At 46.5% G+C, this 22796-nt stretch carries 13 protein-coding genes and 2 CRISPR repeat arrays; of the genes, 12 read left to right on the top strand and 1 reads right to left on the bottom strand.

From position 1 onward, the window contains the following. Nucleotides 1–333: 333 nt before the first annotated feature. The gene (locus tag AC3ZPD_RS12175) at nt 334–1542 is read right to left on the bottom strand and encodes an MFS transporter (protein ID WP_490984561.1); all 1209 of its coding nucleotides are present in this window, start codon (nt 1540–1542) and stop codon (nt 334–336) included. A 197-nt stretch (nt 1543–1739) separates the two neighbouring features. On the opposite strand from AC3ZPD_RS12175, the gene AC3ZPD_RS12170 reads away from it, so the two are divergent. From AC3ZPD_RS12170 to AC3ZPD_RS12115, 12 genes are all read left to right on the top strand, one after another. Next, nucleotides 1740–2324, top strand: a complete 585-nt coding sequence (locus tag AC3ZPD_RS12170) for a TetR/AcrR family transcriptional regulator (protein ID WP_490984560.1) — start codon at nt 1740–1742, stop codon at nt 2322–2324. A gap of 558 nt (nt 2325–2882) precedes the next feature. Then, complete coding sequence (locus AC3ZPD_RS12165; protein WP_490984559.1) at nt 2883–3416, top strand: GNAT family N-acetyltransferase; 534 nt, start codon at nt 2883–2885, stop codon at nt 3414–3416. 470 nt (nt 3417–3886) lie between these two features. Next, nucleotides 3887–7514: direct repeats of the CRISPR family, unit length 32 nt; unit sequence GTCGCACTCCGTGTGAGTGCGTGGATTGAAAT. Nucleotides 7515–8052: 538 nt separating this feature from the next. Then, entirely contained in the window at nt 8053–10470 is a 2418-nt protein-coding gene (cas3, locus tag AC3ZPD_RS12160) for a CRISPR-associated helicase Cas3' (protein ID WP_490984558.1), read from the top strand. Between the two features lie 408 nt (nt 10471–10878). Beyond that, a complete protein-coding gene (cas5c, locus tag AC3ZPD_RS12155; protein WP_490984557.1) occupies nt 10879–11592 on the top strand; it encodes a type I-C CRISPR-associated protein Cas5c in 714 nt (237 codons plus the stop codon). 1 nt (nt 11593) lies between these two features. Further along, nucleotides 11594–13477: a type I-C CRISPR-associated protein Cas8c/Csd1 gene (gene cas8c / locus AC3ZPD_RS12150; RefSeq protein WP_490984556.1), complete on the top strand. Its 1884-nt coding sequence runs from the start codon at nt 11594–11596 to the stop codon at nt 13475–13477. Further along, nucleotides 13474–14325 (top strand): type I-C CRISPR-associated protein Cas7/Csd2, encoded by an 852-nt coding sequence (gene cas7c, locus AC3ZPD_RS12145; protein WP_490984555.1) that lies wholly within the window; start codon nt 13474–13476, stop codon nt 14323–14325. Before cas8c ends, cas7c begins: the two co-directional genes overlap by 4 nt. Next, entirely contained in the window at nt 14315–14974 is a 660-nt protein-coding gene (gene cas4 / locus AC3ZPD_RS12140; RefSeq protein ID WP_490984554.1) for a CRISPR-associated protein Cas4, read from the top strand. Before cas7c ends, cas4 begins: the two co-directional genes overlap by 11 nt. Beyond that, entirely contained in the window at nt 14971–16002 is a 1032-nt protein-coding gene (gene cas1c / locus AC3ZPD_RS12135) for a type I-C CRISPR-associated endonuclease Cas1c (RefSeq protein WP_490984553.1), read from the top strand. The genes cas4 and cas1c overlap by 4 nt, the downstream gene beginning before the upstream one ends. Before the next feature lie 10 nt (nt 16003–16012). Further along, on the top strand, nt 16013–16303 hold the full coding sequence (gene cas2, locus AC3ZPD_RS12130) for a CRISPR-associated endonuclease Cas2 (protein ID WP_490984552.1): 291 nt from the start codon (nt 16013–16015) through the stop codon (nt 16301–16303). 169 nt (nt 16304–16472) lie between these two features. Beyond that, a CRISPR array of direct repeats spans nt 16473–18052; the repeat unit is 32 nt; unit sequence GTTGCTCTCCATGTGAGAGCGTGGATTGAAAT. A gap of 418 nt (nt 18053–18470) precedes the next feature. Next, the gene (locus tag AC3ZPD_RS12125; protein WP_490984551.1) at nt 18471–18932 is read left to right on the top strand and encodes a VOC family protein; all 462 of its coding nucleotides are present in this window, start codon (nt 18471–18473) and stop codon (nt 18930–18932) included. Nucleotides 18933–19262: 330 nt separating this feature from the next. Then, nucleotides 19263–21053 carry a sensor histidine kinase gene (locus AC3ZPD_RS12120; protein ID WP_490984616.1) on the top strand — a complete coding sequence of 597 codons (1791 nt, stop codon included), beginning with the start codon at nt 19263–19265 and terminating at the stop codon, nt 21051–21053. Beyond that, a complete protein-coding gene (locus AC3ZPD_RS12115) occupies nt 21053–22714 on the top strand; it encodes a response regulator transcription factor (RefSeq protein ID WP_490984550.1) in 1662 nt (553 codons plus the stop codon). The genes AC3ZPD_RS12120 and AC3ZPD_RS12115 overlap by 1 nt, the downstream gene beginning before the upstream one ends. Nucleotides 22715–22796: the final 82 nt, after the last annotated feature.

Here is a 22796-nt window from a genome sequence, read left to right as displayed (position 1 = left end):
TGGAAGAAGTGGATTGCAAAAAAAGTAGCTCGAAGCCTAGATCGGTGCTTGACCTGAGGGGCAGAGGTTGGAGTAGAGGAAGAGGAAAGAGGTTAAGGTCGAGTGTGTAATAAGCAGCGAAGGATCTCTGGGTTGTGAGCGACGCCGTTTAGAATTAGAAACCTCCGTTTTTGGACCGATTAAGTGCTAAGACAATCGTTAGCCAGCTATGTTCCAAACGGGTTGTCGTTCTAGGCTGATCCTTTATTTCCTGTTCAATCATCTAAGCGAAAAAACAGGAGGAACCTTCAGGCTCCTCCTTCCTTATGCTCCTAAATTCTATTTCCGCTGTAGTCAGCTCTCCCCCACCCTGCTGCCCACCGGTTTTCTTTCCGTCAAGTAGTACAGGAAGGCCAGAACCGGCAGGATTAGGCCGATGGCTGCGGCGAATTTCCAGCCGCTGTGGGCATAAGCCCATCCGCCAAGCGAAGAGCCGATCGCTCCGCCGATGAAAAAGATCGACATGAACAAGCCGTTCAAACGGCCTCGTGCTTCACTGCCGATCGAGAAAATGGCGCGTTGTCCGAGCACAAGGTTGCCGGAGACAGCCATATCCAGCGCAATGGCGGCGATGACCAGCAGCAGCAGAGCGATAAAGGAGTGGCCTTCGATCAGAAGGGCAAGCAAAAAGGATAGAGCGGCCACAATTAACGCGCTGCCGGTCAGCATGCGCGTCCAGCCTTTGTCTGCCAGGCGGCCGCAGATCGGCGCGGCAACCGCGCCCCCTACGCCGGCCAGGGCAAACCAGGCGATTCCCTGCTGGGAAATGCCAAAATCATCGGCCAGATGCAGCGGCACGGCTGTCCAGAAGAGACTGAAAGCGCCAAACAGGCTGGCCTGATATAAAGCGCGGCGGCGCAAAATCGGCGTGTTTTTGAAGATTCCTCCCAGGGAGGCGATCAGCTGCCCGTAATTCAAGGAAGGCGCAGTGAGCCGTTTCGGAAGGATCAACGCCAGCAGAATGGCGAGCAGAGCGACCAAAACGGCCGATATCGCGAATATTGCCTGCCAGCCCCACAAGCTGGCTACAAAGCTGGCGACCGGACGGGCAAACATGATGCCGAGCAGGAGGCCGCTCATCACGTTGCCGACGACCCGGCCTCTTTGTTCCTCCGAAGACATATAAGTGGCATACGGAACAAGAATTTGCGCCACCACCGAACCTAAACCGATAATAAGCGAGGCGGCAAGGAATAATCCGGCGTGCCGGCTGAAAGTTGTGGCGATCAGCGCCAGGACAACCACGGCCAGGGAAACGACAGAAAGAATACGGTTCTCTAAAATATCGCTGAGGGGGACAATAAACAAAAGTCCCAACACATAGCCGATTTGCGTCACCGTAACGATCAGCCCCGCTGCCGAAGAGGAAAGCCCTGTTGCTTCACTGATCGGCCCAACCAAAGTCTGGGCATAATAAAGATTGGCTACGATAATGCCGCAAGAGACGGCCAATAAAAAAGTCAGCCAGCCTGGGATATTTTTGTGCGTATTTAAAGCATTCATTCGAGCATTCCTCCTTATAAATTTGTGACTGTACGATAAGCGCAAAAATGTTCACTAAATAATGAACGTACAGTTTATTAATTCGTGGTTTCATGATATACTGAACGCAGCGTATTGTAAATAGTTTTTTTGTGGGACAAAGGTGGGACAAAGGTGGGACAAAAATTCCGCTTATTAAAGAAAAGGGGGAAACCGTTTTGACAGCCAAGAGAGGCCGGCCGCGCAGTATGGAAACCCAGAAATCGATTTTGCGCGCCTCCTATGAACTGCTGCTGGAGGTTGGATTTGCTGCGGTGACGATTGAGAAAGTAGCGGAACGCGCAGGGGTGAGCAAAGCCACAATCTACAAATGGTGGCCAAATAAAGCCGCGGTTGTGATGGACGGATTTTTTTCAGGGGTGACGGAAAGGCTGCCGCTTCCTGATACGGGATCAGTTTTTGAAGATGTGCTGAAGCATGCCTCCTTTGTTGTTCAGTTTTTGACCAGCATCGAAGGAAAGGTCTTGTCCGAAATCATCGGGGAAGGTCAATCCGACGCCGGGCTGGCTGAAGCTTATCAAACCCGTTATTTTGCTCCGCGGCGCGCGGATGCCAAACAGATTATCGCCCGGGGCATAGAGCGCGGTGAACTGAAACCGGACTTGAATTTGGATCTCTGCATCGATCTGATTTATGGACCCATTTTCTACAGATTAATCATGACCGGCGGCGAGCTGAATGAGGAATATGTCCGTCAAATCGTCACGTTAGCTTTTGAAGGCCTCCAGACAAACACACGTTAAAAAGCAGACCCGACAAAAAATGTCTTATTCCGAGTGAAATCTAACTTAAAAAAGCAGAAATCCATCTGAATGGCCCTCTATTCCCCAGACTCGGCCAACGGCAGTAGGGCAGTTCAAGTCCGGACAAATGGATCTCTGTTTTTTTATTTTTTGACAGTGCTGACAGGTTTCATTACTAATTATCTTGTTACTAGTTCCTGAGGTTTATTCATGAGCTTTTGTCCTTCTTGCCGCTGTATCCTTAATTTCCGTGATTAGCGTTGGGAGGGTGGTTTTGAACTGAGAAAACGTAAGCAAGTTAAAGATTATATAGAACGAACTTTTACATAATTGAAAAGGGTTTGGAAGGAATAGGATATCCCGAGGAGAACTTATCTTAGAGAATTTATTAAGAAAAATTACATTAGAAAACAGGCGTGCCATTTTTAATCTGGAGGTCTCAGAAGATCAGGGCCGCTTTGTTGCATCCAATTTGTCTAGTATGGCTTGGCTTCGTGTTATGTTCTTTCGACAAATGGGCGAGATCCACGTAGTGAATCGGGGAAGTTAGGCGGAAGCATGCGCAATTATTCAAGACTTTTAGGGAGGAAACTATGTTTAAGTCATATATTGATCAAGAGTCGGGAAACAATCAGAGAATGGCTTGAGTTTCCGGATTTTACGCGAGAAGTAGAGGATACTAAGGATTTTATCGAAAGATCACTAAATAGATTCGCATCAAATAACGGGTTCTGGGCGGGAATTTGGCATAAGGGCAATATTGCCGGATGTATAGGGTTTTGGTATCTAAATTGGCAAAGTAAAAAGACGGAAGTCGGATACTGGTTATCCAAAGATTATGAGGGTTTGGGATTAGTAACTAGAGCTTGTTCATTATTTATTAAGCATGCTTTTGAAGAACTAAAATTAAATAAAGTAGAAATATGCGTTGCAACCGAGAATATTCGAAGCAGAGCAATTCCAGAAAGGTTAGGGTTTAAAGAAGAAGGAACAATTCGCAGCTTTGAATATCTTCATGGTAGATACTTAGATCGAGTAGTTTATGGAAGGCTTGCAGATGAGTCGAAAAAGGTACATGACTTCACCGGCTAACCGCATCGCGGCCGTTCCCATCGGTCATATAAGGTCGTGAGGGTTCGTGAATGCCAGAACTTCAGCGGAAATCCATGAGAGCGTAAAACCATTCGGTTCAAAAAATCGAGAGGAGAAACAAATGAAATGGAATGGATAAACGACAGTTACAAAGAAGCTAATAGAATATTTGATTCGTCGTTTGAGGTTTATGAATGGGCAGATTTACTCTACTTACCTAGTTGTACATTTACAGCGCTACTCGAAGAGCCTTTTATCAACCTCTGGAAGATAAAAGGCTCTTGTTCATTTACTTTACTGGTGCGAACCCCAAGCGCACATGAAATCCCTAGGAGGTTCGCACCTCGCGTCCCGCAAGGGGTTCAGCCGTTATGGTAGAAAATAGGGGGCGATTCAAGTATGCTGAAAGGGAGGTTCGCACTTTTGATCTTATGAAGCCTTGTGCAACAAGGGGGTATAAGGTGTGCTGTGTCGCACTCCGTGTGAGTGCGTGGATTGAAATTGAACTTAAAGAGTTCCAATATCCAGCTGTGATAAAGTGTCGCACTCCGTGTGAGTGCGTGGATTGAAATCATCCGAACGAACAGGTTACGCGGGCCCAATTCGCGTGTCGCACTCCGTGTGAGTGCGTGGATTGAAATCGGCTTTGACCGTTTCCCGATCTATTACCTGTATTGTGTCGCACTCCGTGTGAGTGCGTGGATTGAAATTCGGCGCTGGGTTGCTCCTTGCTGTAATAATCGCGTGTCGCACTCCGTGTGAGTGCGTGGATTGAAATATTTGTGAACTCGACAAAGACGACGATATTTGGGAGTCGCACTCCGTGTGAGTGCGTGGATTGAAATACCGATTCATTGACTTCATAGCCAAAGGCATCCCGGTGTCGCACTCCGTGTGAGTGCGTGGATTGAAATAGGTATTTCTATTTTTGTTTTGAACAGTCCTGCGGTGTCGCACTCCGTGTGAGTGCGTGGATTGAAATATCAAAGACGCTGTAAAGGACGCAAATACATTTGGTGTCGCACTCCGTGTGAGTGCGTGGATTGAAATGCCACATTGTGGGCAAACAAATTCACAGTTTTCCGTGTCGCACTCCGTGTGAGTGCGTGGATTGAAATCCAATACCTTGCTGATTCGCAGATGCTGCAGGTGGTCGTGTCGCACTCCGTGTGAGTGCGTGGATTGAAATGTATGTCCCAAGTCGATTAAATCAGTGCGTGTTATGGTGTCGCACTCCGTGTGAGTGCGTGGATTGAAATGTGGACGAAGGTAAGCACATGGGTAAACCGATGCGGCGTGTCGCACTCCGTGTGAGTGCGTGGATTGAAATTTCCAAGTCACCGGGAATAATTTCATGGATAGTGGTGTCGCACTCCGTGTGAGTGCGTGGATTGAAATTGAATATTACAATAAAGTCATTATTAAGACTCTGGTGTCGCACTCCGTGTGAGTGCGTGGATTGAAATGTGATCAAGGTAAATCACAAATACGACCAGTTCCGGGTGTCGCACTCCGTGTGAGTGCGTGGATTGAAATAGAGCATCATCAATGGAGACGTTGCAGCCGCAAGTGTCGCACTCCGTGTGAGTGCGTGGATTGAAATTAAACAACTACTGCTTGGCCAAACGAATGATGCCGTGTCGCACTCCGTGTGAGTGCGTGGATTGAAATCAAAGAGGTAGCTAACTTCCGGTTGATGTGGAATGGTGTCGCACTCCGTGTGAGTGCGTGGATTGAAATTAAATCACGATAATCGCCACCGGCATAAGAAGAGTGTCGCACTCCGTGTGAGTGCGTGGATTGAAATCACTGAGGTATCTCTGTGCATTTAATACATAGAGGTCGCACTCCGTGTGAGTGCGTGGATTGAAATTTAAACTTGCGTTTACACCAGTTTTCAACGGCCGTAGTCGCACTCCGTGTGAGTGCGTGGATTGAAATCTTAGCAGCCTGAACGTCTCCGTTAATGATGCTCGTCGCACTCCGTGTGAGTGCGTGGATTGAAATGTCGCAGTTTAGTTTATAGGTCTGGCCACACTCGGGTCGCACTCCGTGTGAGTGCGTGGATTGAAATCCCTCCGATCGATACCCGGAGACTGCACAGCACATGTCGCACTCCGTGTGAGTGCGTGGATTGAAATATAAATGTGAATTCTACAGCACCAAATTCTGGGGGTGTCGCACTCCGTGTGAGTGCGTGGATTGAAATATGATCATACTTTTAATAATGTCGCTGTCTGACGTCGCACTCCGTGTGAGTGCGTGGATTGAAATCACAATCTGTTCCTGCATACTAAGACCGAAGGGCTGCGTCGCACTCCGTGTGAGTGCGTGGATTGAAATAAACCAAAGAATTTAATTGCATGATTGATAAGAACGTCGCACTCCGTGTGAGTGCGTGGATTGAAATTCACTCACTTACGTTTACACTAGTAGATTAATCAGTCGCACTCCGTGTGAGTGCGTGGATTGAAATAAACCGTGCGTTAATGGAGGATGTAAAGTTTGTTTGGTCGCACTCCGTGTGAGTGCGTGGATTGAAATATAAAGTTCAGCATTTGCAGTTCGCGTCCCGATACAGTCGCACTCCGTGTGAGTGCGTGGATTGAAATAAGCTGGTCTTGCAAGTTTGTTACTGTGGATTGGAATCGTCGCACTCCGTGTGAGTGCGTGGATTGAAATTCAAATTTTATTATCTGCCTTGCAGGGCCTTGAGTCGCACTCCGTGTGAGTGCGTGGATTGAAATATCGCGTCTACCTCCCGTAAACGTTGGTATACAGGTCGCACTCCGTGTGAGTGCGTGGATTGAAATCCAAATTTATCGTTTGAGGGGAGTTGGCATCAATGGTCGCACTCCGTGTGAGTGCGTGGATTGAAATTCCCCGGTATTGTTTCGTAATTTAACCGACGAAAGTCGCACTCCGTGTGAGTGCGTGGATTGAAATGATGCTGAGAAGTCCGTAACGGCTCAGCGCTTGATCGTCGCACTCCGTGTGAGTGCGTGGATTGAAATGTCAAAAAGGTATGGATACCGGTGAAAAACGATTGTGTCGCACTCCGTGTGAGTGCGTGGATTGAAATCTGGATAGCACACGTAAAAACTATGGTGGAAATAAGTCGCACTCCGTGTGAGTGCGTGGATTGAAATTTGGAAAGTAATCGAGAGCAGCAAAGCAGCACGTCAAGTCGCACTCCGTGTGAGTGCGTGGATTGAAATCGCAGTTGGTCTTCCAGCGCCTCGGTACGGCCCTGAGCGTCGCACTCCGTGTGAGTGCGTGGATTGAAATCTGCTAAACCTACGTAGGCCAATACGGCGGCTACGATCGTCGCACTCCGTGTGAGTGCGTGGATTGAAATCTTCGGAGGGCTGTACAGGAGGGCTGGACGCCCGACAGTCGCACTCCGTGTGAGTGCGTGGATTGAAATGACGGCGTGCAGGCTGACATGGATGCCAATAAAGGTCGCACTCCGTGTGAGTGCGTGGATTGAAATCGCTCGATCGCGATATACGGCGAAGAGGGAAACTTGTCGCACTCCGTGTGAGTGCGTGGATTGAAATTGAATATAATCCTTACGTTTTTTGGGTATATTCCCGGTCGCACTCCGTGTGAGTGCGTGGATTGAAATAATATCGACGGATAAATGCTGCATACTTCCTCCTGTCGCACTCCGTGTGAGTGCGTGGATTGAAATTATAACAGCAAAGCATGGAAAGAATGCCGAGCATCATAGTCGCACTCCGTGTGAGTGCGTGGATTGAAATATTTTTTAGGTAATGAATTTTATTGCTCACCAATCGTCGCACTCCGTGTGAGTGCGTGGATTGAAATATGGACATCCGCCACATACGATTCAATGTTTTCCGTGTCGCACTCCGTGTGAGTGCGTGGATTGAAATGAAAAGACGCTGCAGTTTACCGGTGCCCACAAGGTCGCACTCCGTGTGAGTGCGTGGATTGAAATGATCAGCTGTAGCGCTTTCGGATGAAGCATTTCACCGTCGCACTCCGTGTGAGTGCGTGGATTGAAATTCTTGGGCAAAGCTTTCCCTCTCTTCGGCCGGAAGTCGCACTCCGTGTGAGTGTGTGGATTGAAATGCTACGGTAGTCAAGAAAGCGACGGGTGTAGGTATTGTCGCACTCGGAGTTAATCGTGGATTAGGATAATCACGGTGCCGTAGCTTAAGTATTGCTCGAATAATCCGGGCGCTTTATAGATGAATACGTGTTTCTTCGGGCTGCTTATTGCTATCTTGCAACCTGTAAGGTTGCTTTTTTTACATCATAACAGATTTAAGCTTCTATAATAGTGTGCATGGTTAGGAGTGCCTACCTGCATTCAACTCACCCCAAGAACACAGCTTCAACAGCGAACGTTAGCCCATGTGAACCCGCTTCAGACCACCACGGTAACTGTTTCCACAGAATAAGTTTTTCTTAGTGAGTAATTTTCATAGGACGACAATCAGTAACAATCAGTAGGGGTGTTTGTGTTCCTGTTTTGTAGAAAAATAATGATGATATAGCGGAATCAGAGGAATAAATCTATCTTTTTACCTATTTATTGGTGGAATCTGGCGAATTACATGGTAAAATGTAACTAATTGTATATGACATTTCGCGAGGAGATGTGCTTGTGTATATTGCCCATGTACGAGAACGAGATAAAGAAATTCAATCGATAAACACGCACTTGCTTGGCGTACAACGGTTGGCGGAACAATTCGGAGAAAAGCTGGGTCTGAAACATGTCGCAGGGTTAGCCGGGGTACTGCATGATTTGGGGAAATATAGCGATGAGTTCCAGCGATATATAGACATCGTTGCCTTTCACCCTGAATGGCCACAGCCGAAGCGCGGTGATGTTGATCATTCTACTGCTGGAGGCAGATTACTGTTTTCGCTGCTCCATCATAAGGAAAGTACCTTCTGTGAAAAGCTTTTGGCCGAAATCGTCGGCAACGCTATCATCTCTCATCACTCCAACCTCCAAGATTACCTCTCACCTGAGATCAAATCCGATTATTTAAGACGAGTACAAGATACGAATCTTCCTGAATACGAATTGGCTGTTGAACGTTTTTTTGAGGACACGATGTCTAAGGAAGAACTTATCCATTATATCCATGTTGCTATAGATGAACTGGAGCAATTTACTAATCGCACCTCTGAACAAAGTTTTTTTGTGACCAAATATATCTTCAGCTGCTTAATTGATGCGGATCGCACCGACACACGATGTTTCGAAGAACAAATTGAAGCGGGAGAGCTCACCGAGCATCTTCTATTGTTTGACACCTACTATCGTCGTTTAATGGATCATCTTTCCACGTTAAAAGAAAAAAGTAATGCAAGCGAACCAATCAATGTGTTAAGAGCCCAAATGTCGGAACAATGCGATGTGTTCGCTGCCGAACGCCCATCCGGCATTTATACGTTATCCATCCCCACGGGGGGAGGCAAGACTCTTGCCAGTCTTCGATATGCGCTCAGACATGCCTGCAAGTACAAAAAGCAGCGGATCATTTATGTCGTCCCTTATACCACAATCATCGAGCAAAATGCGGACGAGGTCAGAAAGATTTTAAAGGGTAACGAACATATTTTAGAGCACCATTCCAATATTATTGAGAACGAATCGAATGGATTGGAAGATGGTGACGAAGCAGATGACGGGCTTATCACGAACAAGGAGAAACTTAAGCTTGCTCGCGACAATTGGGACAGCCCGATTATTTTTACTACCCTTGTCCAATTCCTCAATGTTTTTTATGCCAAAGGAAACCGCAACACCCGTCGTATGCATAATCTGAGTCATTCGGTGATTGTCTTTGACGAAGTGCAAAAGGTTCCTATTCACTGTATTTCTCTGTTTAACGAGGCGTTGAATTTCTTGAAACAAGAGGCCCATTGCAGTATTCTTCTCTGCACGGCTACTCAACCTACACTGGAAGGAGTAAAGCATAGCCTTTTGAAGGATCGGGATGGAGAGATTGTGCCGAACCTTTCTGAAGTTGCGAAGGCTTTTAAACGGGTAGAGCTTATTGACCATACGAAAGTTCCAATGACGAATGAGACATTGGCTGACTGGATTCATGCAGAGGTTCATGGATGGGGGAGCACTCTTGTCATTCTAAATACAAAAAGCGTTGTTAAAGATTTATATAAAAGGCTGAAGGATGGACCTCTGCCTGTCTATCATCTAAGTACATCCATGTGTGCCGCACATCGAAAGCAGAAGCTCGAAGAGATCCGAAATATGCTGGGTCAACAAACTCCCTTTATCTGCGTAACCACCCAATTGATAGAAGCCGGTGTCGATGTCAGCTTTAAATGTGTTATTCGCTCGTTAGCCGGACTGGACTCGGTTGCCCAGGCAGCCGGGCGATGCAATCGGCACGCAGAAGACGTATCGCAGAACGTATACATTATTAATCATGCGGAGGAAGCTATATCGAGGCTCGAGGAGATAAAGGTCGGGAAGGATGTATCTAGCCACGTACTAGCCAGGTTTAAGAAGAAAGCTGATCAATATGAAGGCAACCTGCTTTTACCGAAGGCGATGAGTGAATATTTCCGCTATTACTACAATAGAATGGAGGCCAACTTAAACTATTACGTTAAGGAAATAGATAAAGAAATGACCAAACTTTTGATGTCTCTTTCTCTGGAAAATGATTATGTGACCCACTACCAAAAGAAAAATGGGACAAGATTTCCTTTAATTTTAAATGGCAGCTACAAAACGGCAGCAGAGCACTTTAAGGTCATTGATCAAAACACGACGTCCGTTCTCGTACCTTATGGACGAGGGAGAGAACTCATTGCTCAATTGAATAGCGGAGCTTGGCTTGAAGATGTAAGCAAGTTTTTGAAACAAGCCCAGCAATATACGGTGAACCTGTATTCGCAAGAGCTGGAGCAATTAAGACGGGATAACGCCATTGTAATGCACTTGGACGGCATGATTTATGAGTTGAAAGAGAACTGGTACAGCGATAAGTACGGTGTGGATTTGAAGGGGGAGGGGGGAATGGACTTTATGGGTTGGTAAGTCCATTCCTAGTCAGGCTTCTGACATACTTGTTATTTTTTCAATCCGCGCAATATGCGAAAGACACTACTCTACAGTATGCTTATGAATCATTGTTAGAACTAAAAAAAGACAAGCACATCATTAATGCTGCTGAATATATAAAACAAGGGGGCAAAAAGACGAACGTTTAATAAGAAGTAAGTCAGTAAGCCTCCTCTAGAGAACGGAATTACGGAGGTGAGAAATGTGCTTCACAACAAGCCAAAGTCCATGGTGAACGAGAAAGTCGAATTGGTTTATGCTGAAATTTTAAAGCAAATTGTTGAAGTAATTAAAAAAAGAACCAGCTAGATGATAAGTGCTGCAGCCTGAGAGGAATAGAACCTTTTTCAGGCTGCTTTCACTGTAAAGGAGGTGATCCAAACCATGAAAAATGAAGTCCAGTTCGAAGTTTTAGGCGACTACGCTTTATTCACCGATCCTCTAACCAGGATTGGAGGTGAGAAGCTATCTTACAGTGTGCCTACCTACCAGGCAATTAAAGGCATACTAGAGTCCATCTACTGGAAGCCCACCATCATGTATATCATCGACGAACTTCGTGTGATGAATCCGATTCAGATGGAATCGAAAGGAGTGCGGCCGATTGATTACGGGGGAGGGAACACGCTGGCTAATTATACGTACCTTAAGGATGTCCGTTATCAAGTAAAGGCCCACTTTGTCTTTAACGAACACCGGCCTGACCTCGTCTTTGACCGTAATGAAGGGAAGCATCACAGCATCCTTCAACGTTCGTTGAAAGCGGGTGGACGCAGAGATATTTTCCTGGGTACTAGAGAATGCCAGGGGTATGTACAGCCTTGTGAATTTGGCAGCGGAGAAGGCTTTTATGATAAGGAAGAAAGAACGCAGTATTTAGGAACGATGGTCCATGGGTTCAATTATCCCGATGAAACAGGAGCGAATGAGCTTTCAGTAAGGCTATGGACTGTTGAGATGAACCAAGGGTATATCCGGTTTCAAAAGCCGGAGGAGTGTACGGTTGTCCGTTCTATTAGAGAGATGGAGCCAAAATCGTTCAATTCGGAAAACATCGAGTCAGCGGAACAACTGCTCCGTGATTTAGGAGGTGAATAAGATGAGTTGGCTGCTCCACCTGTATAAAACTTATGAAGCTAATTTGAATCAAGTTGGGAAAACGGTGAAAAAACGGGGCGACCGTGAATACACACTCCTCCCCGTGTCACATACAACCCAGAATGCACATATAGAGGTCACAATCGATGAAGATGGTGACTTTCTTGAGGCAAAGGTGCTGGATAAAGAGAGCACTTTAATTCCCTGCACAGAGGAATCAGCGAGTCGATCGGGCTCCAAAGTTGCTCCGTACCCATTACACGACAAGCTCAGTTATGTCGCTGGCGACTTCGTGAAGTATGGAGGTCAGATTAAAAATCCGGATGAGGTGCCTTTTGATAAGTACATCCGCAATTTGGAGGAATGGGCTAATTCGCCATACGCCACAGAGAAATTGAAATGTATTTATACGTATTTGCGCAAGGGCCGGTTAATCGAGGACTTGGTTACCGAAGAAATCATCAAGCTGGACGAGAACGGTCGATTGATAGAGAAATGGGATGATAAATACAAGGCAAAGCTTGGGGAAAAGCCACCTATTTTCTTAAGCGGGGCCGCAGATACATCCAGTGCTTTTATCAGATTTAATGTGATCACTCCTGATTCACCGGAGGAAGTTTGGAAAGACAAGACCATGTTTGACTCGTTTATTGCCTTTTACAATCAGAAGCTGGGGGAACAGGATGTTTGTTTCGTTACCGGAGAAACACGTCCGAGTACGGAACGGCATGCAAACAAAATTCGTCATGCGGCAGACAAAGCAAAGTTAATTTCTGCGAATGACAATTCTGGTTTCACCTTTCGCGGACGCTTCAAAACAAGTAAGGAAGCGGTATCGATCAGTTATGAGGTATCGCAGAAAGCACACAATGCCTTGAAATGGCTGATTCACCGCCAAGGGAAAACGATTGATGAACGCGTCTTTCTGGTGTGGGGTAACGATAATGGTCCTGTTCCGAATACCGATGATGATATTGTAGAGATGATGCGGCATTCAGGCCGTGAAGTCGAACGAGAACCGGATACGGACAAGCCTTATGCCGACCAGGTAACAAGAGCAATTGATGGCTACCGGAATGATCTTACATACCAGGCAGAAGTGAATATTCTCGTTCTGGACTCGGCAACGACGGGCCGGATGGCGGTGCTTTATTATCGCCATCTGAATAAAGAACTGTATTTAAACCGTTTGGAAGAGTGGCATAAGTCTTGTGCTTGGGAGCATCGGTACCGCAGGGACGAAGAGAAGTTTATTTCATTTTATGGAGCGCCAGCAACCAAGGATATTGCTTTTGCAGCTTACGGCCCAAGGGCGAGCGAAAAGGTCGTCAAAGGGTTGATGGAACGGATTATTCCTTGCATTGTTGATAAACGCGCGTTTCCCCGAGACATTGTAAGAAGTGCCTTCCATCGGGCTTCCAACCCCGTTTCGATGGAGCGATGGGAATGGGAGAAGACGCTGAGTATTGCATGCGCTTTGATCCGAAAAAAGCTATTGGAACAAAAGGAGGAATGGAATGTGCCGCTAAATACCGAATCCAAGGATCGGAGCTATCTGTTTGGCCGTTTGCTGGCTGTGGCGGATGTGCTGGAGCGAGGGGCGCTTGGCAAAGACGAGACGAGGTCTACTAACGCGATTCGTTATATGAACTCTTTTTCCCAGAATCCTAGTCGAACCTGGAAAACAATTCAAGCCAGTCTGCAGCCTTATCAAGCCAAACTGGGAACGAAAGTTACCTATTTATCCAAAATGATTGATGAAATCGCGGATCAATTTAAGGAAGGCGACTTTAATAATGCTCCTTTAACAGAGCAATATTTGCTGGGATTCTACAGTCAGCGTCGTGAACTTTATAAGAAAAAAGAGGAGGATACAAACGAATGAGCACTCTTGATCATAAAATCGATTTTGCTGTTGTTTTATCTGTAACAAAAGCCAATCCGAACGGAGATCCCCTGAACGGTAATCGCCCTCGTCAAAACTATGACGGCCATGGAGAAATCTCCGATGTCGCCATCAAACGCAAAATTCGCAACCGCCTGCTGGACATGGGAGAGAAGGTGTTTGTGCAATCCGATGATAGAAAAGCGGATGAATTCAAAAGTTTGCGCGAACGTGCGGATGCCCATCCGGAGCTGGCGAAGATGCTGAAGGGCAAAAATGCATCCGCTGATGAATTTGCCAAACTCGCTTGTCAGGAATGGATCGATGTGCGTAGTTTTGGACAAGTATTTGCTTTTAAAGGTTCCGAGCTGTCTGTAGGCGTCCGCGGTCCTGTGTCCATTCATACCGCAACAAGCATTGATCCAATCGATATTGTCAGCACCCAGATTACCAAAAGCGTTAACTCTGTAACGGGAGACAAGCGCAGCTCCGATACGATGGGCATGAAGCATCGCGTGGATTTTGGCGTGTATGTGTTCAAAGGCAGCATTAACACTCAACTTGCGGAGAAGACCGGCTTTACAGAAGAAGATGCAGAGAAAATGAAGCAGGCGCTGATCACGCTTTTTGAGAATGACAGTTCCTCTGCCCGTCCGGACGGGAGTATGGAAGTCCACAAAGTGTACTGGTGGAATCATTCTTCCAAGCTGGGGCAATATTCGTCGGCCAAAGTGCATCGTTCCTTAACGGTCCGTTCGGAAACTATGGACCCCAAAAGCTTTGACGATTATACAATTGAACTTGAGGAACTCGATGGCTTGAATGTCGAGGTTATTAATGGCCGTTAATGATGAGGATCGTTATTTGATGTTGTCAGGGCTCCAGCATTTCCAATTTTGTAAACGTCAGTGGGCCCTGATTCATATCGAACAGCAGTGGGAAGAAAATGTTAGAACGATCGAAGGTCAGCATCTGCATCATAAAGCGGATCAGCCGTTTATCAAGGAAAAGCGTAGAGACAAATTGATCGTTCGCGCAATGCCGATTCAGTCTCAGGAACTGCAGCTCAGCGGAATCTGTGATGTGGTTGAATTTATCCAGGACCCCGATGGAGTAGAATTGGCGGGAGTGGAAGGTACTTATAAGGTCCACCCGGTTGAGTATAAGCGGGGGAAACCGAAAAAAGGCGACGAAGATGTCATTCAGCTAGCAGCCCAAGCGATGTGTCTGGAAGAGATGATGCTGTGCCGTGTGGACACAGGTTACATATTCTACAACGAGATCAAGCATCGCATCGAAGTTCCGATTAGTGACATGCTGCGGGACCAAGTAAAACAAATGGCCGCTGAAATGCATCATTATTACGATAAACGTCATACACCGAAGGTAAAGACAGGGCCATTTTGCAAAAACTGCTCCTTGCAGCACATCTGTGTGCCTAATTTGATGCATAAACGCTCCGTCCAAAGTTACATAGAGGGGAGGCTGGGCGAATGAGGAAGTTGCTTAATACGTTGTATGTCACTCAGCCTGACACCTACTTGGCACTTGATGGTGACAATGTGTTATTGCTTAAAGGTGATGAGAAGCTTGGCCGGCTGCCTCTTCATAACTTGGAGGCAATCGTCAGCTTTGGATACACAGGGGCTAGTCCTGCGTTAATGGGATATTGCGCTGACCGGAATATCGCGATCACCTTTTTGACACAAAGCGGGCGATTCTTGGCAAGAGTGATCGGTGAAAGCCGTGGAAATGTCGTTCTGAGAAAAACGCAGTACCGGATTTCGGATAATGAAGAGGAAGCAACGAAGATCGCACGAAACTTTATTACAGGCAAAGTCTATAACCACAAATGGGTACTGGAGCGTATGACGCGAGATTATCCGCTGAGAATTGATGTGGAACAATTTAAAATCGTGTCGGGCCAGCTTTCGGATATTTTGCGTGAAGTCCGTAACAGTGTCAGTATGGAAAGTTTGCGAGGCTGGGAAGGTCAAGCGGCGGTATACTACAACCGTGTGTTTGATCAGATGATTTTGCAGCAGAAAGAAGACTTCTTCTTTCATGGAAGATCCAGAAGGCCACCAAAGGATAACGTAAATGCCATGTTGTCTTTCGCTTACACACTTTTAGCTAAAGATACAGCTGCGGCTTTGGAAACAGTAGGGCTCGATGCTTATGTCGGTTTTATGCACCAAGACCGTCCTGGCCGCGCTTCACTGGCTTTGGATCTAATGGAAGAGCTGCGTGGGATTTACGCAGACCGATTTGTGCTCTCGCTGATCAACCGAAAAGAAGTGACAGCCAGTGATTTTGTTACAAAAGAAAACGGGGCTGTGCTGATGACGGATGATGCGCGCAAAACGTTTCTGAAAGCATGGCAAACCAAGAAACAAGAAAGTATTACACATCCCTATCTGGGTGAAAAAATCTCTTGGGGGCTGGTTCCTTACGTTCAATCCTTATTATTGGCCCGTTTCTTGCGCGGTGATTTAGATGAGTATCCGCCATTCTTATGGAAGTAGGTGAGCCCTAATGCTTGTACTCATTACGTATGATGTTCAAACGTCAGGGGCGGGAGGTGCTGCAAGACTGCGTAAAGTCTCCAAGGCGTGTCAGAATTACGGGCAGCGGGTACAGAATTCCGTGTTTGAGTGTATTGTGGATGCAGCCCAGTTCACTGCTCTCAAATTGGAGTTAACCCAGTTAATTGATGAAGAAAAAGATAGCTTGCGCTTCTATCGGTTAGGCAATAACTACAAAACCAAAGTAGAGCATATTGGGGCCAAGCCGTCGATAGATTTAGAGGATCCGCTTATCTTCTAGCGGTGCGAACCCCAAGTGCACATAAAATCCTTGAGAGGTTCGCACCACGCGTCATGAAAGGGTTTGTTAAGATTTTGGTTGAAATAAATCATGAAAATTCGTGCTCCCAAATGGGTTCGCACTTTTGGGTGTGTGAAGCCTTGTGGCTCAAGGCTTCACAAGGCCCGCTGTTGCTCTCCATGTGAGAGCGTGGATTGAAATAGATACGTGGGAAGAGTGGCTTTGGAACGGAATTGGTTGCTCTCCATGTGAGAGCGTGGATTGAAATCACGCATAAAAGCCATTTCCGCTATCCACGACCAGTTGCTCTCCATGTGAGAGCGTGGATTGAAATGTAAAGAGTCTGGATCCACGAAGACCATAATTACTGTTGCTCTCCATGTGAGAGCGTGGATTGAAATTGACATGATAATTCCGGAAAGATACCGAGAAGTCGTTGCTCTCCATGTGAGAGCGTGGATTGAAATTCGGCGATCTCCCGCTTAACCTCTGCATAGGTTTCGTGTTGCTCTCCATGTGAGAGCGTGGATTGAAATACCCAAAACAGTAACAGCAACAACCTTAAATGTATGTTGCTCTCCATGTGAGAGCGTGGATTGAAATAAGCTGACGCCTGAAGGACTCAGCCCTAGACCATTGTTGCTCTCCATGTGAGAGCGTGGATTGAAATCGGCAAGATGCAAGGCTGACCATAGAACTTTTTAAGTTGCTCTCCATGTGAGAGCGTGGATTGAAATTACACGAAAGATTGTCAGTCCGTTAAGGTCAGCGGTTGCTCTCCATGTGAGAGCGTGGATTGAAATCGCTCATTGCCAGCTGTTAAAGACGATTGGGCCAAGGTTGCTCTCCATGTGAGAGCGTGGATTGAAATAAATAGCACAGGCAGTGAAAATGAGGACAGTAATTGTTGCTCTCCATGTGAGAGCGTGGATTGAAATTGCATGTCGCGTACTTGAACATATCCCAGGTTGCCGGTTGCTCTCCATGTGAGAGCGTGGATTGAAATCGTATTGCCAAAGGCGTCATAGGCGAGCGTATCTCGTTGCTCTCCATGTGAGAGCGTGGATTGAAATAATGGGACGGAGCTTGCCCGGTACGTGATAAGCGCGCGTTGCTCTCCATGTGAGAGCGTGGATTGAAATCAGGAATTGGAATTAGCTCAATATCAGGATTGTCGGCCGTTGCTCTCCATGTGAGAGCGTGGATTGAAATATTACGCAATATAACGCAAAGATGGCGCAGCTCGCGGTTGCTCTCCATGTGAGAGCGTGGATTGAAATATGCTTGGAATGAAGGGGCGCTGGATGAATTCAAGTTGCTCTCCATGTGAGAGCGTGGATTGAAATCTGAACAAGCCGCTAAGAAGATTAAGAAAATGAGTTGCTCTCCATGTGAGAGCGTGGATTGAAATGCTTACGAGCTGTTTCTTGATGAGATAGATCCGGGTTGCTCTCCATGTGAGAGCGTGGATTGAAATATCAACTACATCATGCGCGAAATTGGCGACCGTATGGGGTTGCTCTCCATGTGAGAGCGTGGATTGAAATGCCTTGCCATTGAGTGCCGCGGATCAGCACGTACGTCGCTCTCCATGTGAGAGCGTGGATTGAAATTTAGTAATTTATGCCCTTCCACCGCTGCCGCGTTGTCGGTCGCACTCCATGGGAGAGCGTGGATTGAATTTTGGTGTTAGGAAATCAACCGAATCAACTAAAACGTCGCACTCCATGGGAGTGCGTGGATTGAAAGTCTAGCGAGATTACACGAAAATGGATTGATTATTAATCGCGCCCTACACTGGTTCGCAGATTAAAATTCTCATTCAGTCATATTCTGATAAGAAATAAGTTTGGCCCTGCGGTTCATGGATTGAAAATTACGAAAAGGATGTTAGGAATTAAGGGGAAAGTTAGAATCAGAAAACTAAGCAGTTAGTGAAGTTATTCATAGGCTTTTGAAGGAACTTCCTGATTCCCTGTTGAATCCACTCATAAGAGAACTTAGTTTAAAGGTTTGGCCTCTTCGATATTTCCATCCAAGGCATCATTTTTCACATTACTCCTTTCTTTTTATAGAGAGACCAATTTCAAGGCACCGAAGAAATGTTCTACAGTGGAATACATAATGAGCAGTCATAATAGCCTTAATTTTAGAGGGAGGAATGTAAATGAGTACCTTTGAATCAGAGGGGAAGGTAACACCGCAAGCCAAATTGGGACGTTCGGTTCAAGTAAGGCTGGTGTCGGATTTGAAAAAGTCACAGGACTATTATCGAGATGTGCTTGGCTGCGCTGTCGACGCTTGGGGACACGCGGAAAGAGACGAGCTGTTCATTATTTTGCAGCAAGCCGAGTTTGTTAGTGATGTTAATCCCAATAAGGCTTCAAAGAAGCGGCCTGATTACCCGACAGAGTGGGAAGGCCCCGATCATGGCTGGGATTCCTTTATCCGTATTTCTTGGGATGACCTCGATTTATATGTAGAAGAAGTTCGGGGAAAAGGCGGTATTATTTCAGTTGAGCCGTTCACCGGTACACATGGAGATTGGGAATTTAAAAACGCCTATATTCAAGACCCTGATGGATATCATCTTGTATTAGGTGCCATGCGTAAAGTTGATTTTTCCTAGTATTCAAAAAGTTATTTAGTCCGTTAAAGGGCTGCTCCAGGCATAAAAATGACCGGGGCGGCTTTTTTGCGTCAAGCAGGTACTTCCCATAAGTCCAAGCAAGCGGCTGGGCATGGCGGAACGCCAAATGGAGGGTTGCGCCGCGGACTAGGAGGGTTATAGTTGAAAGAAGTAGAGCAGGTTTGGTTAAGCGATTTTCCATAAAAATATACAGGAATACGGAAGATCATAGGTGACATTTGAGAGCGTTTTCTTTTAACATATTACACAAATCGTTAAGGTCCCGGCGTTCGCGGGAATCTTTATAACGGAAGATTGCGAGTGGAGAGCATGCTTTGGAGATTTAAGCAGTGGTATTGGAAAGTCCCGGTCCGCATGAAGTTCCAACTGTGGTTTATGCCTCTGCTGGTACTTACTGCAGCCAGTGTCGGCTACATTACGTACAAAACGGCTTCCAACCAGCTGTTGGATAAAATCATGCAATCCCAAAACAGCATATCTGATCAGACGATTCTGCATCTGGATTATTTGGCGAACGATATCTATGACATCTACAATTATCTGTCCTTGTCTTACGAACTGCATGATCTGCTTTCTTCCCGCGAGCCCAGCTTTTTATCCGGCAGCATCGTGAATTCTACAATCAACAGGCTGTTAAGCACGAGACAATTTTTTCAGTCCCTGCTGATCTTCTCGGATCATCATCCCACGATTAAATTCAACAGCCTTAATAACAATGAGATTATCAGCTATGAGGATTATAAACAAAGCGAGATTTATAAAGCCACTGTTTCCGATCCGGCCAAAGGCGCATGGGGAGTAGAGGATGGAAAGCTGAAGCTGTTTATCGGAGACCAGCAGCGGAAGGTTTTTTACAGCAAGGTATTTATCAACCCGGAGAACATGAACAAAGAAGGCCTGATCGTTACTGGACTAACCGAGCGGGATTTCCGGAATTCTTATAGCGCTGGCAGCCGCAACGAGGAAATTATTGTAGTAAACGAAACCGGGACGATTTTATCGGACAGTGAGGGTAAATGGAGCGGGCGCAGGTTCACAGACCTGCCTTTTTACGACCATGCTTCTATTGGAAAAGTGGATTGGAATAATCATGGGAAGCACTGGCTTATTTCGCACTCATCATCGGCTTTGACGGGCTGGCATGTGCTGGTGATCAAACCCCGTTCGGAGGAACTGCAGCAGCTGAGCAGTATTCGCTGGCTTACGGCAGGGTTTGTGCTGCTTATCTTGCTTGTTAATGTGCCGCTGAGCTGGATGATTTCGAGGCTGTTTTTAAATCCGCTTAAGTCCATCCTAAAATCCATGCGCGAATTCCAGACGGGCCATTTTAACCAAAAGGTTCAGATCAGCCTGCAGGATGAAATCGGACAGTTGGGTAAAGGCTACAACACTATGATTGTCAGAATCAGAGAGCTGATTCAAGATGTTTATGAAGCTGATTTATCGAAAAAGGAATCCGAGTTAAGGCTGCTGCAATCGCAGATCAACCCTCACTTTTTATATAATACGCTCAATTCGATTGCCTGGGTTTCTTATCAGGAAGGCTCCGTGCAGTCCGGAGAAATGATTCAGAGGTTGTCCGAGTTTTTCCGGTTCAGCCTGAGCAAAGGCGCCGATGTTATTACGCTGAAGCAGGAGCTCGACATTGTCGAGAGTTATCTGTATCTGAGCAAAATTCGTTTCGCCGATAAACTTAATTACTTGATCGAGGCAGATGAGCAGCTGCTGATGAGCAGGGTTCCCAAGCTCATTTTGCAACCGCTTGTAGAGAATGCGATCGTCCACGGGATTGAACTTATGGAAGGCAGCGGTTATGTCTATGTAAAAGTCAGACGGGGGGATTCTGTAATTTCCCTGGAGGTCACGGATAATGGAGCGGGGATGGACAAGCAGATCCTGGACAAGCTGAATGAAACACTGGGTTCAAAAAGAAAGCAGCCGATCGAAGCCGCAGAAGGCTTTGCCTTGCTGAACGTCAGGGACAGGTTAGGCAAATACTTTGGCGACACCGCTGTTTCTATGAAAATTAGCAGTAAAAAAGATTTCGGAACAACCATGAGCATTAGCATTCAAATAGATCCAAACGAGGGGCGGGCATAATGATCAAACTGCTGATTGTAGAAGACGAGCAAGTATTTCGCGAGGGTATTCTCACGTTGATCAACTGGAACAAAGAGGGGATCGAGATTATCGGGGCGGTTTCGAATGGCCAAAAGGCGCTGGAGATCATAGCTGACCATCCGCCGGATATTTTATTGACTGATATCAAAATGCCGAAAATGTCCGGTCTGGAGCTGGTCCAAGAAGCGGTGAAACTTCACGCAGACATCGTTCCGGTATTGCTTACGGGCTATGATGAATTCGAGTATGCGCGTCGTGCCGTTTCGCTGGGAACTTTTGAGTATATTCTAAAGCCCTGCAGCCCCGAACAGCTTTGGGATGTCATCCGCCGGGCAAGAGAAGAAAGCTTCCAGAGGAAAAGCAGGGTTTCGAGGTTAAGCCGGTTGGAACAAAAATGGTGGGAAAATGTGAAAACGCTTAAAGAGGATAAAATAAAGAAATGGCTGCTGCTGTCCCCTCCAAACCCGGCCGATCAGCTTGATGAAATTAAGGAATTCGGCATCAAACTTGAAAATCAAGACGTCATGGTGATCGTGTTCAGCTTTGACGCCAAGGAGATGAAGTCGGTCCCTTTTCAGGGGGAGCTGGACCATCTTCTGCTGTTCTATGCCGCTTCCAATATTATCGATGAAAGTATCGGTGATTTATTTGGCGGCTCCCGGGAGCTGCTGACGTTGGAAGAGCAGTTTGTGCTGATCGCCAATGTGCCGGCACAGCAGCCAGAGCACGGAGTTTTGTTGGCTTGCCTGCAGCAGGTGCAGGAGAATTTGTCTTTGTTTCTCAAAGCAAGCGTCAGCATAGGAGTAGGGCCGGCCGTGGAGCTGAATAAGCTGCACGCTTCCTACGAGCAGGCTTTGGAGCTGCTGTCCCAGCGTTTTTTTTACGGAGGAAACGGCCTGTTTGCAGGCCCGGGCGAAACGGCAAAAGAGCCGGAGCCGGTTACCGCGTTTGCTGCCAGATTTCAAGAAAACATGGCCAGCTTTGAGCAGAATATTCGAGCCCATATTGCCAAAAGCAACTACGCGGATTTTGTTGCGGAAGTGGAGGAATGGCTGAACCGTTTTCGCAACCTGCAAATGTCCAGCTCATTTGTGAGGCTCCAAAGCTATTCCTTGATTGATGCGCTGATCAGGGAATCGCAAGGGCTTAATGGCTGCCCGCCTGAAAAATCACAGGAAATCGTTGACCTGCTGGTTTCCTATGCCGATTTGATTCCCCGTCAGGAAACCTTTGAAGAGCTTTCCACGATCATAACGCTGATGATCCAAAAATTTGTGGAGTTCATGAACTCCAGAAAACCTATCCATAAGACCATCCAGCATGTTCTTGTATTCATAGAAGAACGATACGATAAAAACCTTACCTTAAAAGCTATCGCCGAAGAGGTGTTTATTTCGCCCTCGCATTTGTCCGCCCTATTTCGGCAGGAAATGGGCATCAATTTTCTGGATTATCTTCATCAATACCGGATTGAAAAAGCCAAGGAATTGCTCAGGGATGAAGACGAGAAGGTCTACGCCGTCGCCCGTAAAGTCGGGTATTATGACGAGGCGCATTTTGTCCGCTTTTTCAAGAAATGGACCGGCTTGCTGCCTTCCCAGTATAAAAAGCAAAGGCGTTCTAATAAATGTACAGATTAAAAGAAGAATGGGAGGTTAGAGACGTTTTTAGCTGCCTTTATACTAAGAGACGAAACGCCCTAAATAATCTTAGCGGGAGGCA

It is taken from the genome of Paenibacillus mobilis (genome assembly GCF_058267595.1).
Note: the sequence above shows the minus strand (reverse complement) of the source record. Positions and strands in the feature narration are given on the sequence as shown.

What these genes read in the sequence shown, in the direction of transcription:
- cas4 (WP_490984554.1), top strand. Translation starts at nt 14,315, where the DNA reads ATGGCCGTTAATGATGAGGATCGTTATTTGATGTTGTCAGGGCTCCAG.
- cas7c (WP_490984555.1), top strand. Translation starts at nt 13,474, where the DNA reads ATGAGCACTCTTGATCATAAAATCGATTTTGCTGTTGTTTTATCTGTA.
- cas2 (WP_490984552.1), top strand. Translation starts at nt 16,013, where the DNA reads ATGCTTGTACTCATTACGTATGATGTTCAAACGTCAGGGGCGGGAGGT.
- AC3ZPD_RS12120 (WP_490984616.1), top strand. Translation starts at nt 19,263, where the DNA reads ATGCTTTGGAGATTTAAGCAGTGGTATTGGAAAGTCCCGGTCCGCATG.
- AC3ZPD_RS12125 (WP_490984551.1), top strand. Translation starts at nt 18,471, where the DNA reads ATGAGTACCTTTGAATCAGAGGGGAAGGTAACACCGCAAGCCAAATTG.
- cas8c (WP_490984556.1), top strand. Translation starts at nt 11,594, where the DNA reads ATGAGTTGGCTGCTCCACCTGTATAAAACTTATGAAGCTAATTTGAAT.
- AC3ZPD_RS12165 (WP_490984559.1), top strand. Translation starts at nt 2,883, where the DNA reads ATGCGCAATTATTCAAGACTTTTAGGGAGGAAACTATGTTTAAGTCAT.
- cas5c (WP_490984557.1), top strand. Translation starts at nt 10,879, where the DNA reads ATGAAAAATGAAGTCCAGTTCGAAGTTTTAGGCGACTACGCTTTATTC.
- AC3ZPD_RS12175 (WP_490984561.1), bottom strand. Translation starts at nt 1,542, where the DNA reads ATGAATGCTTTAAATACGCACAAAAATATCCCAGGCTGGCTGACTTTT.
- AC3ZPD_RS12115 (WP_490984550.1), top strand. Translation starts at nt 21,053, where the DNA reads ATGATCAAACTGCTGATTGTAGAAGACGAGCAAGTATTTCGCGAGGGT.
- cas1c (WP_490984553.1), top strand. Translation starts at nt 14,971, where the DNA reads ATGAGGAAGTTGCTTAATACGTTGTATGTCACTCAGCCTGACACCTAC.